Below are 14,354 nucleotides of genomic sequence, written 5' to 3' on the forward strand. Positions count from 1 at the left end.
GGGCTCCTCAGATGACCAGGTCGTCGGCGGTCTCGGCCCCGGTGGCCAGCGAGTTGACCAGCTGGTGCTCCACGAACCAGGCGAAGGAGGCGTAGCCGCGCCAGATCCGGCGCCACTCGCGCCGCACGGCCGCCTCGCCCGCCTCCCGGCGCACCCCGTCCAGGTGGGAGACGATGATCTCGGCGGACTGGCGGGCGTGCCCGGCCGAGAAGTTGTCGATCGACAGGTGCGCTTCCTCGTAGGCGGTGTCCAGGTTGTGGCGGCGCAGCTTCTGCACCTCGTGCAGGCGCATCTCGCCGAGCCCGAACATCTCGATCCCGAGGTTGTAGCCGAGGATCTCGCCGTGCAGCCGGTCCGGGAACAGCGCCAGGCAGATCTGGTGGATCGAGAACCGGTAGAGCTCGTCCGGCAGTTCGCCCTGGTCCAGGAACTCCGCCGAGCGGATGTGCGGCAGCTGGACGTCCATGCTGGCCAGCACCTGGCGGATCAGCGTGATGTGGTTCTTGGCGAGCTCGCCGCGGCCCATCTCGTCGGCGTAGATCGAGAAGAGCATGGCGTCGCTCTGCCGGTGGTAGCGGCCGTGGTTGCCGATCCGGTGGGCCCAGGTGCCGTCGATCAGGCTGCCGAGGGCGAAGGTCTTCTGGTGGAAGATCACCTCGTCGCGCTCCGGCACCTCCTGGAGTGCGCGGTACGGGCCGACCAGCTTGTCCCAGTAGATCCGGTCCACCCGCTCCAGCAGCGCCTCGGGGGTGTAGTCGAACCAGCTGGCGTCGGTGTACCGGCCGCCGGCGCCGTGGCGGAAGAGCAGTTCGGCCCGCTCCAGGCCCTCCTCGGCGGTCTGCGCGGCCAGCGGCAGGGTGTTGGGGAACTGCTCGATGTTGACCAGCCGGTGGAAGAACTCGCGGTCGTCGGCGGGGGACGCCTCGGCGAACCGCACGTCCGGCGGGTCGGTGGCGAGCACGGCCCGCTGCCAGTGCGCGGCCTGCTCGTCGCCGCTGGTGTCGGGCCGCAGCGGCGCACCGGCGGGTTCGCCGGCGGCGACCGACTCGGCCCACTCCTTGAAGACCGCGGCCTCGGCCTCGTCGAAGATGCCGAACATCGGGCCGCCGAACTTGACCGCCCGGGTGAACGGGCAGCCGCCGCGCCGCAGCGGGCGCAGCTGGCGGGAGGCGCGGAACTCGGCCATGAAGGCGTCGAGGTCGAACTGCGGGTCGGCGAAGGTCTCGGAGAGCAGCTCGCCGCCGACCTTGACGTTCTTGTGCTGGCGGCCGGCGAACGGGCGGTGCCGCTCGACGATCTCGGCGGCCCGCGCGTCCACCGACAACCCGGCCCGGTACGAGACCAGTTCGGCCAGCAGGGCGAGCTGCTCGCGCTCGATCCGGACCACCAGGCGGACCGCCGCGGCCAGGCGCCGCCGGTCCTGCGCCCCGGTGTCCGACCGTTCGGTCAGCTCCAGGTACTCGGCGAGCAGCTCGTCGACCGCGAGCGTCGGCTCGGTGCCGTTCAGCAGGTCGTCCAGGCCGAGCGCGTGGAAGGCGTACTGGACGCCGACCACCTCCGGCAGGAAGGCGGCGGGCAGCCGGGACAGGGCCAGCAGGAAGGCGCCGTGCAGGGCGGCCAACGGGCGGGCCTGGGCCCGGACGAGGAAGTCCGCCTCCTCCGGCTGCGGCAGCAGCACCCCGGCGTCCTCCAGGGCGCGGCGGCGGCGGTACGGCACGGAGTGCTGCGGGCGGCCCTCGCCCTTGAGCGTGAAGTACTGGGCGTAGAGCCGGTTCACCACCAGAGCGGGCTGGGTGGCGGGCTGCGAGACGGTGTCCAGCCAGCAGCCGGCCAGCAGCGCCACCGGGGCCCGGCCGCGCAGTGCGACGGCCCGGTCGGCGGGCGTGGCGGTCAACCGGGCCGCCGTCGGGGCGAACTCCGCCCTGGCGCCGGCCACCAGGGCGGTGAGCGCCTCGGCGGTGACCGGGTCGGCGCCGGGGTCCTCCGCGTCGAGGAAGGCGGCCAGCACCCGGCGGGCCACCAGCAGGGTGGTCTGGGACTCCTGGTCGGCGAGCAGCCGCTGGTAGGTCACGGCCGGGCCGGCGGCCAGCACCGCTTCGGCCTCGGCCTGCGCGGTGGGGCTGAACTCGAAGCCGTCGGCGGGCAGCGAGGTGGTCAGGTCGTCGAGGTCGTGGGTCTGGTGGGCGTACACGGGCACTCCATCGGACGGTGGCGTGGCAGGGCGCGCCGGGGCGACCCACGGACGGCGGGCAGCGCGGCGGGAGGGGGTTCTGGGGAGGGGCGGCGGTGCGGGGGGCGGCCCGGGCGGGGCCGGCCCGGCGGATCGGCCGGCGGGGCGTCAGCCGCCGTCGCGCTGGAGCAGGACGGCGACCCGCGAGCCCGGCACGCTGACCGCGGCCAGGTAGTGGCCGCCGTCGCGCAGCAGTCCGGCGCATTCCTGGTCGGCCAGGTTGATCAGCGGGTCCGCGGCGAAGCAGTGCCCGAACCGGGTGATGTTCGCGGTGTACAGCTGGCGGGCGGTGAAGCCGGCCTGGCGTTCCTTCATGGTGACCAGCGGCAGGAACAGGTTGGCGTGCAGGAGTCCGTCCACCTGGTCGGGCGCCAGGCCGAGCGGCGCCAGCAGGCGTTCGTTGGCCTCCCGGGCCAGGTCGGCGCTGATCTCGTGCGACCAGTCCAGGGCGGCCGCCTCCTGGGCGGCGGCGGTGGACCGGATCCGGTAGTGGGCTCCGGTCCCGCTCCCGGCCCCGGCCGTGTCACCGGCCGAGACCAGGCAGCTCGCCGCCCCGTCGCTGAAGAGCGCGAAGCTCTCCATCCGCTCCTTCTCGTCCTCGATCCGGTCCGTGGTGACGACCAGGATCCGGCGGTGCCGGCCGGCCGCCACCAGGGCGTGCGCGGTGTCGAGCGCGACCAGCAGGTTGGTGCAGCGGTTCAGCGTGATCCCGAGGAAGGCCGCGCGCTCGAGGCCGGTCCCGGTCAGGATCCGCTCCACGAACCGGCCGTGGGTGCGCGGCCCGCCCGGGAACCGGGTGGAGCACAGGATCAGCGCGTCCACCTCGGCCGGGTCGACCCCCGCCGCCCGCAGCGTGGCCGTGCCGCTGTCGATCGCCAGCTCCGCCAGGCCGCGGCCGGTGCGGCGCACCGAACCCCAGCCCCAGAGCGCGGCCCTGGGCACCATCTTCAGCTCGGCGGCGCGTTCGGCCAGGCACTCGACCTCGGTGTGGTCCAACTCCTCCTCTCCGAGGACGTACTGCGGGGCCTGCAGGACACTCATGACGTCTCTTCCTTCGGGGGTCGATGGATGTCGGACAGCTCGGTGAAGACCTTGTTGGCCCTGGCGTACGGCAGCGCCCGCGCCGCGAACCCGAAGGTCCCGGTGGTGCGCACCTCCTCCGCGGCGGCCAGCAGCCCGCCCAGCGCGGCGCGGACCAGGGCGGATCCCAGGCTGATCCGCCGCACGCCGAGCTCGGCCAGCTGCGCGACCGACAGGCTCAGGCCGCCGGCCGCGGCGAGCACGTTGACCGGGCGGTCCAGCTCGGAGCAGACCGCGCGCACCGCGTCGGCGTCCGGCAGGCCCGGGGCGTAGAGCACGTCCGCGCCGGCCTCCTGGTAGGCCTGCAGCCGCGCGATCGTGTCCTTCAGGTCCGGGCGTCCGTAGAGGAAGTTCTCCGCCCGCGCGGTGACCGTGAAGGGGAAGTCGAGCGAGCGCGCGGCCTCGACCGCCGCCCGGACCCGGTCCGCGGCCGCCGCCGGCTCCAGCACGGGCGCCTGCGGGTCCCCGGTGGCGTCCTCGATCGAACCGCCCACCAGGCCCGCCCGGGCGGCCAGCCGGATGGTCCCGGCGACGTCCTCGGGGCTCGGCCCGTAGCCGCTCTCCAGGTCGGCGGTGACCGGCAGCGGTGTGGCGGCCACGATGTCCGCGGCATTGGCCAGGGCCTCGGTCCGGCTCACCCGGTTGTCGCCGTCGGGGCGGCCCAGCGAGAAGGCCAGCCCGCCGCTGGTGGTGGCGAGCGCCGGGAAGCCGAGGCCGGCCAGCAGTTTGGCGGATCCGGCGTCCCAGGGATTCGGGACCACGAAGGCGGTGGACCGCTCGTGGAGTTCCCGGAACACCCGGGCGCGGTGGTACTGGTCTGCGGCTGCCGACTGCATCGCAGGTTCCTCTCTGTTGTGACGCGGGTTGCGGGGCGTTTCCCCGGCTGCGGTTCCGGACGGGTTACCACCCGTCCTTCCGGCGGCACAACTAGATAAGTTCGACGTGTTCCTCCTGCGCCCTCGGCGCACCGGAATCCGCACGAATGAGTGAGCGCAGCAGGTCGACCGCGGGCGCCGGGTCGGGACCGAAGTAGAAGTGGCCGCCGTCGGCCCAGTGGTAGCGCAGCGGCAGTACGGACTCGTGCTCCCAGTGGCGCAGTTCGGCCGGACCCACGTGCGGGTCCTCGCGGCCGTTGACCAGCGAGATGCCGATCGGCAGCGGCTCACCCGGCTGGTAGCGGTAGCCGGAGACCAGGCGGAAGTCGGCCCGCAGGCCCGGCAGGAGCAGGTCCTGCAGTTCGGGTTCGGCGAGCACCTCGGGCGGCAGGCCGCCGAAGAAGGCGACCGCCTCGGTGAACTCCTGGCCGCGCAGCTTGGCCGTCTGCTGCACCCGCTCGCTCGGCAGCAACCGCGGGGCGGCGCAGCCGGACGCCACCAGGTGCCTCAGCAAGGGGTGTTCGCGCAGCCGGCGGGCCGTCTCGAAGGCGAGGACGGCTCCGAAGCTGTGGCCGAAGAGCAGGAACGGACGGTCCGCGGCGGCCGCGACGGCCCGGGCGGCGCCCTCGGCCAGTTCGGCGATGTCGGCCGGGCTCGGCTCGTCCAGGCGCAGGCCGCGTCCGGGGGCGCAGACGCCGACGAGTTCGGCGTCCGCCGCCAGGTGCTGCTGCCAGCTCAGGAACGAACGGGCGTTGCCGCCGGCGTGCGGGAAGCAGTAGACCAGGTACGGGGCCCGGCTGCTGGTGGGGCGGGAGACGAACCACGGTGAGTCGGACATGGCAGACGGCTGCTCTCCTCGGATCTGGCGGGGGTGGGCCGGAAGGGTCAGGCGGTGGGCGCCGGGGTGGGGGTGGCGGTGCCGCCGATCGGGATGTTGTTCCAGCCCACGTCGGCGCGGTTCTGCACCGCGGACGCGGCGTTGCCGTGGAGCAGCGAGGTGCCGGCGACCACACCGGCCACCGGGGCCAGCAGGAGGACGAGCGGGGCGAGGATCCGGACGGAGGCGTACTGGCGCATGGCAGACCTCTTTCGTGAAAGCTTTGATCGGGGAGGGCTTTTCCGGACAGCGCCGACCGGGCGGCAATTTCCGTGAATTCATCGCGCTGCAACGCAATGACCTGATGGACACTCAGTTCGCCTGTGCAGTAGCTGAGTTCGAGTGCGGCAACGGTTTTTCCCGGTGTTCCCGGGGGAGTTCCGCCGCCCGCACAACCAACCTTCCCCTGGCTGGGTTCACGGCTCCAGACCTAGGATGGTTCGGGTCGTCGCATTGCAGTTAACCGAGGGGTCTATATGCGAGCAGGATCGGGCAAATCGGATGCGCAGGACCACGCCGGGGGGTCGTTAGTGCCCGAGGTGACACCGCCGGGTCAGGACCTCAACAGCAACCTGGTCGAGGCCGCCCTGAAGCTCGCCCTGGCCCAGTTGGCCAAGCAGCAGAACGAGGAGAAGGCGGGGCCGGCGGCCGCCGCAGCCGGGGAGCCCGCCGCGCCGGGGGTGGTGTACCTGCACGGGCTGCCGGAGATCAACCAGACCATCCAGACCGCCCTGGAGGACGCCGAGCGGGAGATCCTCACCGCCCAGCCGGACGGCCCCAGGCCCGGCGCGGTGCTCGAGGAGGCGCTGGAGTCGGTGCGCCGCCAGATCGCCGGCGGGGTGGCCATGCGCACCCTCTACCAGCACACCACGCGGTTCGACGAGGCCACCAAAGGCTACGTCCGCACGGTGACCGACCACGGCGTCCACGTGCGCACGCTGGCCGAGTTCTTCGACCGGCTGATCGTGATCGACCGCAGCACCGCGTTCATCTCCGCCAACGACGACCGCACGGTGGCCTCGATGATCACCGAGCCGTCCGTGGTCCGCTTCCTCAGCGACGTCTTCGAGCGCTCCTGGGACCGGGCCGAGCCGTTCCCTTTCGTCCCCATCCACGCCGCCCAGGCCGCACCCGAGATGGTGCCGGCGATCCGCGAGTCGATCCGGCGGCTGCTGGTGGAGGGGCACTCGGACAAGGTGATCGCCCGCCGGCTGGGCATCAGCGAGCGCTCGCTGCAGGCGCACGTCGCCGCCATCAAGGACGGCCTGGGCGCCAAGAACCGGCTGCACCTGGGCTACCTGCTGGGCCGTAGCGAGACCACCCTGGTGCTGTAGCGCCGTCCCGCGTTCCGGCACGGGACGGCCGGCCCTGCGCCGCGCGGGAACCCCACCCCCGCGCGACGGGGGCGCGGGGTCGTCAGCGGCGCCGGGTGACGGCCACACCGCCCAGGCAGAGCACGCCGCCGAGCAGCGTCAGCCAGCCGGGCACCTCGCCGAGGACGGCCCAGGACATCAGGACCACCAGGGCCGGCACCGCGTAGGTGGTGGCGCCCATCTTGCCCGCGGTGGTGCGGGAGAGCGCGTAGGCCCAGGTGGTGAAGGCCAGCGCGGTCGGGAACAGGCCGAGGTAGACCATGTCCAGGACGGCCCGCAGCGGCGCGTGTCCGACCTGGTCCAGCAGTTGCGGGCCGAACGGCAGGCAGGCCACCGCGCCGACCAGGCAGCCGAACGCGGTCGTCTGCAGCGGCGAGGCGTGCCGCAGGGCCGGCTTCTGGCTCACCACGCCCGCGGCGTAGGCCGCCGCCGCCAGCACGCACAGCACGATGCCGAGGACCGAACTGCCGCCGCTCCCGGACATCGAGGCGCCGACCACGATCGCCCCGGCGAACGAGACCGCCATGCCGGCCAGCAGGCTGCGCGGGAAGCCCTCCTTGAGCAGCCAGCCGCCGAGCAGCGCGATCAGCACCGGGCCGATGTTGACCACCATCGCGGCGGTGCCCGCGTCCACCTCCTTCTCGCCCCAGTTGAGCGCGACCATGTAGAGCCCGAACCAGAGCACCCCCGAGGTCAGGATCCCGGGCCAGGCGGCGCGCGGCGGCAGTCCCTCGCCGCGCACCAGCAGCAGGGCCAGCAGCGCCAGCGCGCCGGTCAGCAGCCGGCCGAGTGCCAGCGCCCCCGGACCGAACGCGCCGCCCGCGTCCCGGATCGCGACGAAGGCGGAGGCCCAGAGCACCACCGTGGTCGAGGCGGCGGCGACCACCTTCGCGTCGAACTTCACCGTTGCTTGTGTCGTACTGATATCCATGGCGCCAAGCTAGCGCGGTTTGGACCTTCCGAACGGGCGTCAGACGGCTCCGAAACCCGCAAATCGGTGGTCTGGCCAGCACGTTCGTCCCCCGCACACGGGATCGAGTCACCCGCCCCCCGGCTCACTCCGGCCCCTCGAGGCGATCCGCCGCACGGGGAGCGACACCTGTCCCAGCACCGGCGCGGGTGCGGCGGTCGGCCGCCTCGAACGCGCCGAGGAGCCGCGGCGTCCCGCGCCGCGGCTCCTTCCCCCGCCCGCCGCTCCAGCAGCCCCCGCTCGCCGCTGCGGCCCCCGCTCCCGCCTCCCGTCAGCGCACGGGCGCGCCGGTGCCCGCGATCACCTCGGGACGCAGCAGCTCGGCGAGCCGCTCCGCCGGCAGCAGGCCCTTCTCCAGCACGAGTTCGGCCACGCCCCGACCGCTGGCGAGGGCCTCCTTGGCGATGTCGGTGGCGGCCGTGTAGCCGATGTGCGGGTTCAGGGCGGTCACCAGACCGATGGAGTTCTCGACGGTGGCGCGCAGCGCCTCGGTGTTGGCGGTGATGCCGACCACGCAGCGCTCGGCCAGGGTGAGGCAGGCGGCGCGCAGGTGGGTGACGGACTCCGAGAGCGAGTGGAGGATGATCGGTTCGAAGGCGTTGAGCTGGAGCTGGCCGGCCTCGGCGGCCATGGTGATCGCGACGTCGTTGCCGATCACCTCGAAAGCGACCTGGTTGACGACTTCGGGGATCACCGGGTTGACCTTGCCGGGCATGATGCTCGAACCGGCCTGCACCGGCGGCAGGTTGATCTCGCCGAGGCCCGCACGCGGCCCCGAGGAGAGCAGACGCAGGTCGTTGCAGCTCTTCGACAGCTTGACGGCGATGCGCTTGAGCACGCCGGACATCTGGACGAACGCACCGCAGTCCTGGGTGGCCTCGACCAGGTTGGCGGCGGTGACCAGGGGCAGCCCGCAGATGTCCGCCAGGTGCCGGCGGGCGGCTTCGGCGTATCCGGCCGGGGCGTTGAGGCCGGTGCCGATCGCGGTCGCGCCCAGGTTGATCTCGTGGATCAGCTCGACGGCCTCGGCGAGCCGGCTGCGGTCCTCGTCCAGCATGACCGCGAAGGCCGAGAACTCCTGCCCGAGCGTCATCGGCACGGCGTCCTGCAACTGGGTGCGGCCCATCTTGAGCACGTCGCGGAACTCGCTGGACTTGCGGGCGAAGGCGTCCTGGAGGACGGCCATCGCATCGAGCAGGCCGCGCACGGCGTAGACGGTCGCGATCCGGACGGCGGTCGGGTAGACGTCGTTGGTGGACTGGCCGAGGTTGACGTCCTCGTTGGGGTGCAGGTGCCGGTACTCCCCCTTGGCGTGCCCCAGCAGTTCCAGCGCCCGGTTGGCGATGACCTCGTTGGCGTTCATGTTGGTCGAGGTGCCGGCGCCGCCCTGGATGACGTCGACGACGAACTGGTCGTGCAGCTTTCCGGCGCGGATCTCCTGGCAGGCGGCGACGATCGCGGCGGCCTTCCGGGGCTCCAGCAGGCCGAGTTCCTCGTTGGCGAGGGCGGCGGCCTCCTTGACGGCGGCGAGTGCCTCGATCAGGTGCGGGTAGGTCGAGATGGGCGTGCCCGTGATGGGGAAGTTCTCGGTGGCGCGCAGGGTGTGGACGCCCCAGTAGACGTCGGCGGGGACGTCGCGGTCCCCGAGCAGGTCGTGCTCGCTCCGGATGGCGGTCGGCATGGTGTGCGGGTCCTCTTCCTGGGTCCTGAGGTCGGGGGTCGGCGGGTGGTGGTCGCTCACGCGGGACGGGCGGCGGCTCGCGGAACCGGTGCCGGCACCAACGCGTCGGCCAGCGCCGGCACCGGCCGGACGCTGCCCACGCGGCGGCCGCCGCCCGCCGTCGCCTCGCCGGCGCAGTCCACCAGCAGCTGGGGGTCGACGCCGGCCAGCGCCAGCGCGGCCGCCGCCACCGGGATCCGCGCCCGGTTGGCGCCGTCCGCGATCTTCACCGCGACGGCGCGGCCGTCCGGCAGCGCGGCGATCTGCACGCCCTCGAAACCGTCCTTGGCGAGCAGTCCGGGCACCGCGCGCATCAGCGCGGCCGTGTCCCGTCCGGTGCCGGAGGCCATCTCCGGGTGGCCGCGCAGCGCGTCCGCGACCCGGAACTCGGCGGTGCCCGGCCGCGCCCCGGCGATGCGGGCGGCGGCGCGGGCGAGCCCGTGCAGCGAGACGGCGAACAACGGGGTGCCGCAGCCGTCGACGCTGACGTGCGCGGTGCGCTGGCCGGTGAGCTCCTCCACGACCCCGGCGATCGCCGTCTGGAGCGGGTGCGCCGGGTCGAGGTACGTCCGCAGGGGCCAGCCGTTGAGCCTGCAGAGGTAGAGCATCGCGGCGTGCTTGCCGGAGCAGTTCTGGGCCAGGCGGGAGGGCGGGCGGCCGCCCCGGACCCAGGTGTCCCGCACCGCCGGGTCGTACGGAAGGTCCGGGACGTTGCGCAGGTCGGCCTCGCCGAGGCCGGCCAGTTCGAGGATGCGCCGGGTGCCCGCGAGGTGGCGCTCCTCGCCGGAGTGGCTGCCCATCGCGAGGGAGAGGAGTTCACCGTCCAGCGGCAGGCCGGCCCGCACCATGGCGACGGCCTGGAGCGGCTTGAGGGCGGAGCGCGGGTAGCAGGCGACCTCGATGTCGCCGAGCCGGAAGCGGACCTCGCCGTCCGCGTCGAGGACGACGACGGAGCCGTGGTGGACCCCTTCGATCAGGCCGCCGCGGGTGACGTGGGCGACGGGGGCGTGCCGGGGCTCGCGGATCGCGGGCGCGTCCGCAGGGGTGGTTCTGTGCATCACTGCCTCGCTCGGTGGTGGTCGGGTGCCGGTCCTCGGCCGGGCGGGCGGCCCTCGGGAGCCGCGGGGTCCTTCCCCGCCCCGGAGGCCGCCCGCCCGCTGTCGGCCGCCGCCCGGTGTCAGCCGTCGGAACGGCCGCCGTCGGAACGGGCCTCGTCGGACAGGCCGCCGTCGGGACGGCCCTCGCCGGGACGGGCGCCGCTGCGCGCGAGGCGGCCGCGGATCGCGTACCAGCCGGCCACCAGCGCGGCGGCGATCAGCGGCACGCAGAGCACGGTGGTGCGCCCGGCGCCGCCGTCGGCGTACATCAGGACCAGGACGGTGGCGAGGAAGGCCAGTGTCACGGTCTCGGTCCAGGGCGAGCCCGGCAGCCGGTAGGCGGGCCGGGTCAGCTCACCGGCCCGGGTCTTCCGCCAGAAGGAGAGGTGGCAGATCATGATCATGCCCCAGGTGGCGAGGATGCCGATCGCCGCGAGGTTGAGCACGATCTCGAACGCGTTCGCCGGCACCACGTAGTTGAGGCCCACGCCGAGGACGCACATGCCGCTGGTGAGCAGGATGCCGCCGTAGGGCACCTGACTGCGGCTCATCCGGGCCGTGAAGCGCGGGGCGGAGCCGTTGACGGCCATCGAGCGCAGGATGCGGCCGGTGGAGTAGAGGCCGGAGTTGAGCGAGGACATCGCCGCGGTGAGGACCACCAGGTTCATCACGCTGCCCGCGGCCGGCACCCCGATGTGGGACAGCACGGTCACGAACGGGCTCTGGCCGGCGGTGTACCGGTTCCACGGCAGCAGCATCGACAGCAGGAGCACCGAACCGACGTAGAACAGGCCCACCCGCCACATGATCGAGTTGATCGCCTTCGGCATGATCTTCTCGGGGTTCTCGGTCTCCCCGGCCGTGACGCCGACCAGTTCGACGGAGGCGTAGGCGAACACGACGCCCTGGATGATCAGCAGCATCGGCAGCAGACCGTTGGGGAAGATGCCGCCGTTGGCGGTGATCAGGGAGGGGCCGGGGGTGGCCCCGTCCACCGGGTGCCGGGTCACCAGGAGGACGATCGCGATGACCATGAACACGACCAGGGCGCTGACCTTCACGATGGCGAACCAGAACTCCAGTTCGCCGAAGATCCGCACCGATATGAGGTTCACCGTAAGGACCACCGCCAGGGCTACCAGCGCGATCACCCACTGCGGGACGTCGGAGAACAGGTGCCAGTAGTGGGCGTAGGTGGCCACCGCGGTGATGTCGGCGATGCCGGTGGTCGCCCAGTTGAGGAAGTACATCCAGCCCGCGGTGTACGCCCCCTTCTCCCCCAGGAACTCCCGGGCGTACGAGACGAAGGCGCCGGAGGACGGCCGGTACAGGACGAGTTCGCCGAGCGCTCTCACGACGAGGAACGCGAAGACGCCGCACACGGCGTAGGCGACGAACAGGGAGGGACCGGCATCGGCGAGGCGGCCGCCCGCGCCGAGGAACAGGCCGGTGCCGATGGCACCGCCGATGGCGATCATGTTGACGTGCCGGGGCTTCAGGGACTCGCTGTAGCCGGTGTCCCCGGCGTCGACGTGTCGGGTGGAGGGGCGCTTCTCGTCTTTGAGGAACTGCTCGCTCACGCCTCGGGTCTGCCTTCTGTTGGGGGGATGTCCGCGCGCTGGGGGCGCACGATGTCGGTGAGGGTCGCCTCGACGCGGCGCAGGTGGTGGGACATGGCCTCCACCGCGTCCGGCTCGGACCCGTCGATCAGTGCTTCGACGATCGCCCGGTGCTCGCAGTTGGACTGCTCGCGTCGATCGCCGAGTTCGTTGAGGAAGGCCGACTGACGCGCCAGTGCGTCACGGATCTCCTCGATGACCCGTCGGAAGACCGGGTTGCGGGAGGCCTCGGCCACCGCCAGGTGGAAGACGGTGTCCAGGGCCACCCATGCCGTGGTGTCGGTCTCCCGCTCCATCCGGTCGAGCAGGTGGGTCAGGTGGTCCAGGTCCTCCGGGGTGCGGCGCAGCGCCGCGTACCCGGCCACCGGGATCTCGACGTGGCGGCGCACCTCCAGGAGGTCGCTGGCGGCGTAGTCGCCGAAGGTGGGGTCCTCGACCGTGTTCGCCACGACGAAGGTGCCCCTGCCGGTCTTCGAGACGGTCAGTCCCATGGCCTGGAGGGCCCGGAGCGCCTCCCGCAGCACCGGCCGGCTGACCTCGAGGGTCCGGCACAGCTCCGCTTCGGAGGGGAGCTTGTCCCCCACCACGTACTCGCCGCGCTCGATGGCACCGCGGAGGTGGCCGAACACCGCTTCCATGGCGCTCACGCGCTTCGGCATCGGACTGACTGTCTTGCTGTCTGACAGGTTCACGGGCCGATCCTGGGGGATTCCGTACGGTGGTGTCAAGGCCCCGGCGTCGCCCCGCCAACTCCGCCCGGCCGAGGCCCGGTTCGCCGATCCCGACCGGCGGCGCGAGCGGCTGCGCCACTGCCGGCCGCCCGACGGGCGGAGATCGGGCACCCGACGGAGCGGGCGCCGGCGCTCCCCCGACCCGGCTCACGCCCGGCTCCCGGCTCCCGCAGGTGGGGCGCCCGGGGCTGCCGCCGCTGCTCCGGCCCCGCTATTCCGGGTGGCCGCTCGGGCTCGCGGTCAGCCGCTCGCGCCACTCGGCCACGGCCGTCGGGGACATCGCGGCCAGTCGGCCGATCTCCTCGTCGCCCCGCCCGTCGGTCCAGTTGAGGACCCGGGTCAGGACGGTGTTGCGGGCGCGGCGGAGCTCCTTGACCATCTCCTCCAGGCGCTCCAGTTCCTCGCCGGTGGCGGCGAGCGTCTCGTCGACCGCCGCCCGCTCCTCGGCGCGCTGTCGCCACAGGTAGGCGTTCAGCCCGGTGAGGACCACGCCGTCCTCCTCCGCCGCGGTGCGGAAGGTGTCGGCGAGGTGGCCCAGGACGCAGTCCGGCGCGTCCGCGAGGCTCGCGCCCGCGACCCTGGCCGCCTCCCAACTGGCGCGCCCGGCCTCACTGCCGCGGAACCAGGCACCGGCCTCGACCGGTGTGCGGTCGCCGCAGGCGGCCGCGCGGTAGGCGTACAGGGCGGCGCGGTGGCCGTAGAACGTGTACCCCTCCTCGATCCGGACGTTCGCCGGAGCGCACATCCGCCCCGGCACGCCGCCGTACCCGGAGGCGGGTTCGTAGGCGGCATAGGCGTCCAGCTCCGCGTCCGTGGCCGTCGACCAGGACGGATCGCACAACTCCGGGTTCCGGGCGAGGAACTCCGCCACCTCGACGCGCGTCCCGCGGACCCGGCTCGTGCGGGGTTCGGCCCAGGTCACCGCTCCGGTCGCGTCGCACGAGTAGCGGCAGGCCTGTTCGAGATCGGCCCAGGCCGTGGCGGCCTCGGCGGACCACTCCAGGTCGCCGGCCGGGCCCACCCGGTGCAGGGAGTCGACCACCCGCTGGACCGTGGGCAGTGTGCGCCGGGCCAGCGCGTGGAGTTCCTCGGCCGTGAAGAAGCGCCAGGTGGACGTGCCCTCGCCGTCGGTGGTGCGGTGGGTGAGCGGGTGGACGAGGACGGCCGGCGAGGGCAGGGCCCCGTCCCCGGCCTCGCAGCGGCGAAGCCCCGGGAGCCCCTCGGCGGAACCCTCCTCCCGCGTCCGCCAGTCGGTGTCCCCGAACCACACGGCACCGGTGGCGACGTCGACGGCCAGCCACTGCTGGTAGCCGTTGCCCGGCCCGAACCGCTCCTTCCGGTGCTCGGCCTGGCGGTCGTACCACACGTACTCCGCCGGCGGCGGGCTGAGTTGGACGGCGACGAACCCTTCGTGGGGGCTGTACCCGACGACGACGTGTGCGGTCGGTTTGCGGTGTTCGGTCCCGGACATGCGGCTCCCCTCCGTGGCGGACCGTGGCTGACCCGCCACGGTGCGCACCGAGCCTGCCGTGCGAAAGCCTGTCCGATCAAATCCGATCACTTGCGGACTTGTCCCCCAATGAGGGTCCGTACACGATCCGCTGGTCCGGGGCGGCCGCCGCCGTCCGGGGGGGGCGCCATGCGGTCATGCCCGAGCGGCCCGCGGCCTCCCCGGGGCGGGGCGGCCAACCATGGTCCCGCTCCTGCTGGTCCTTCTGCTCGCTCTGATCCTGTTCGGCGCCGGATTCGCGTTGAAGGTGCTCTGGTGGGCAGCCGTCATCG

General features: G+C 73.1%; 12 protein-coding genes and 1 pseudogene. 2 read left to right on the forward strand and 11 right to left on the reverse strand.

The window, feature by feature from the left end:
- Positions 1-7: 7 nt before the first annotated feature.
- From ABT247_RS10475 to ABT247_RS10495, 5 genes are all read right to left on the reverse strand, one after another.
- Positions 8-2,191: an iron-containing redox enzyme family protein gene (locus ABT247_RS10475; protein ID WP_350740996.1), complete on the reverse strand. Its 2,184-nt coding sequence runs from the start codon at positions 2,189-2,191 to the stop codon at positions 8-10.
- A 147-nt stretch (positions 2,192-2,338) separates the two neighbouring features.
- Entirely contained in the window at positions 2,339-3,271 is a 933-nt protein-coding gene (locus tag ABT247_RS10480; RefSeq protein ID WP_350740998.1) for a 3-oxoacyl-ACP synthase, read from the reverse strand.
- On the reverse strand, positions 3,268-4,146 hold the full coding sequence (locus ABT247_RS10485; protein WP_350741000.1) for an isocitrate lyase/PEP mutase family protein: 879 nt from the start codon (positions 4,144-4,146) through the stop codon (positions 3,268-3,270). The genes ABT247_RS10480 and ABT247_RS10485 overlap by 4 nt, the downstream gene beginning before the upstream one ends.
- Before the next feature lie 91 nt (positions 4,147-4,237).
- On the reverse strand, positions 4,238-5,023 hold the full coding sequence (locus ABT247_RS10490; protein ID WP_350741002.1) for a thioesterase II family protein: 786 nt from the start codon (positions 5,021-5,023) through the stop codon (positions 4,238-4,240).
- A 47-nt stretch (positions 5,024-5,070) separates the two neighbouring features.
- On the reverse strand, positions 5,071-5,262 hold the full coding sequence (locus tag ABT247_RS10495) for a hypothetical protein (RefSeq protein WP_350741004.1): 192 nt from the start codon (positions 5,260-5,262) through the stop codon (positions 5,071-5,073).
- Between the two features lie 330 nt (positions 5,263-5,592).
- Between ABT247_RS10495 and ABT247_RS10500 the strand changes: the two genes are divergently transcribed.
- A complete protein-coding gene (locus tag ABT247_RS10500) occupies positions 5,593-6,396 on the forward strand; it encodes a helix-turn-helix transcriptional regulator (protein ID WP_350741006.1) in 804 nt (267 codons plus the stop codon).
- Positions 6,397-6,478: 82 nt separating this feature from the next.
- On the opposite strand, the gene ABT247_RS10505 is transcribed toward ABT247_RS10500, so the two are convergent.
- The 6 genes from ABT247_RS10505 to ABT247_RS10530 all read right to left on the reverse strand — a co-directional run bounded on the left by ABT247_RS10505 (position 6,479) and on the right by ABT247_RS10530 (position 14,043).
- On the reverse strand, positions 6,479-7,366 hold the full coding sequence (locus ABT247_RS10505; protein ID WP_350741008.1) for a DMT family transporter: 888 nt from the start codon (positions 7,364-7,366) through the stop codon (positions 6,479-6,481).
- 310 nt (positions 7,367-7,676) lie between these two features.
- Complete coding sequence (gene aspA / locus ABT247_RS10510) at positions 7,677-9,086, reverse strand: aspartate ammonia-lyase (protein WP_350741010.1); 1,410 nt, start codon at positions 9,084-9,086, stop codon at positions 7,677-7,679.
- Positions 9,087-9,142: 56 nt separating this feature from the next.
- Positions 9,143-10,183, reverse strand: a complete 1,041-nt coding sequence (locus ABT247_RS10515) for an asparaginase (RefSeq protein WP_350741012.1) — start codon at positions 10,181-10,183, stop codon at positions 9,143-9,145.
- Between the two features lie 119 nt (positions 10,184-10,302).
- On the reverse strand, positions 10,303-11,802 hold the full coding sequence (locus ABT247_RS10520; RefSeq protein WP_350741014.1) for an amino acid permease: 1,500 nt from the start codon (positions 11,800-11,802) through the stop codon (positions 10,303-10,305).
- Positions 11,799-12,479 carry a FadR/GntR family transcriptional regulator gene (locus tag ABT247_RS10525; protein ID WP_350741019.1) on the reverse strand — a complete coding sequence of 227 codons (681 nt, stop codon included), beginning with the start codon at positions 12,477-12,479 and terminating at the stop codon, positions 11,799-11,801. Before ABT247_RS10525 ends, ABT247_RS10520 begins: the two co-directional genes overlap by 4 nt.
- A gap of 304 nt (positions 12,480-12,783) precedes the next feature.
- A complete protein-coding gene (locus ABT247_RS10530) occupies positions 12,784-14,043 on the reverse strand; it encodes a hypothetical protein (protein WP_350741016.1) in 1,260 nt (419 codons plus the stop codon).
- Between the two features lie 220 nt (positions 14,044-14,263).
- Between ABT247_RS10530 and ABT247_RS10535 the strand changes: the two are divergent.
- A pseudogene (locus tag ABT247_RS10535) lies at positions 14,264-14,354 on the forward strand (hydrophobic protein); the annotation flags it as partial.

It is taken from the genome of Kitasatospora sp. NPDC001539, assembly GCF_040298565.1.
Classification (GTDB): Bacteria; Actinomycetota; Actinomycetes; order Streptomycetales; family Streptomycetaceae; genus Kitasatospora.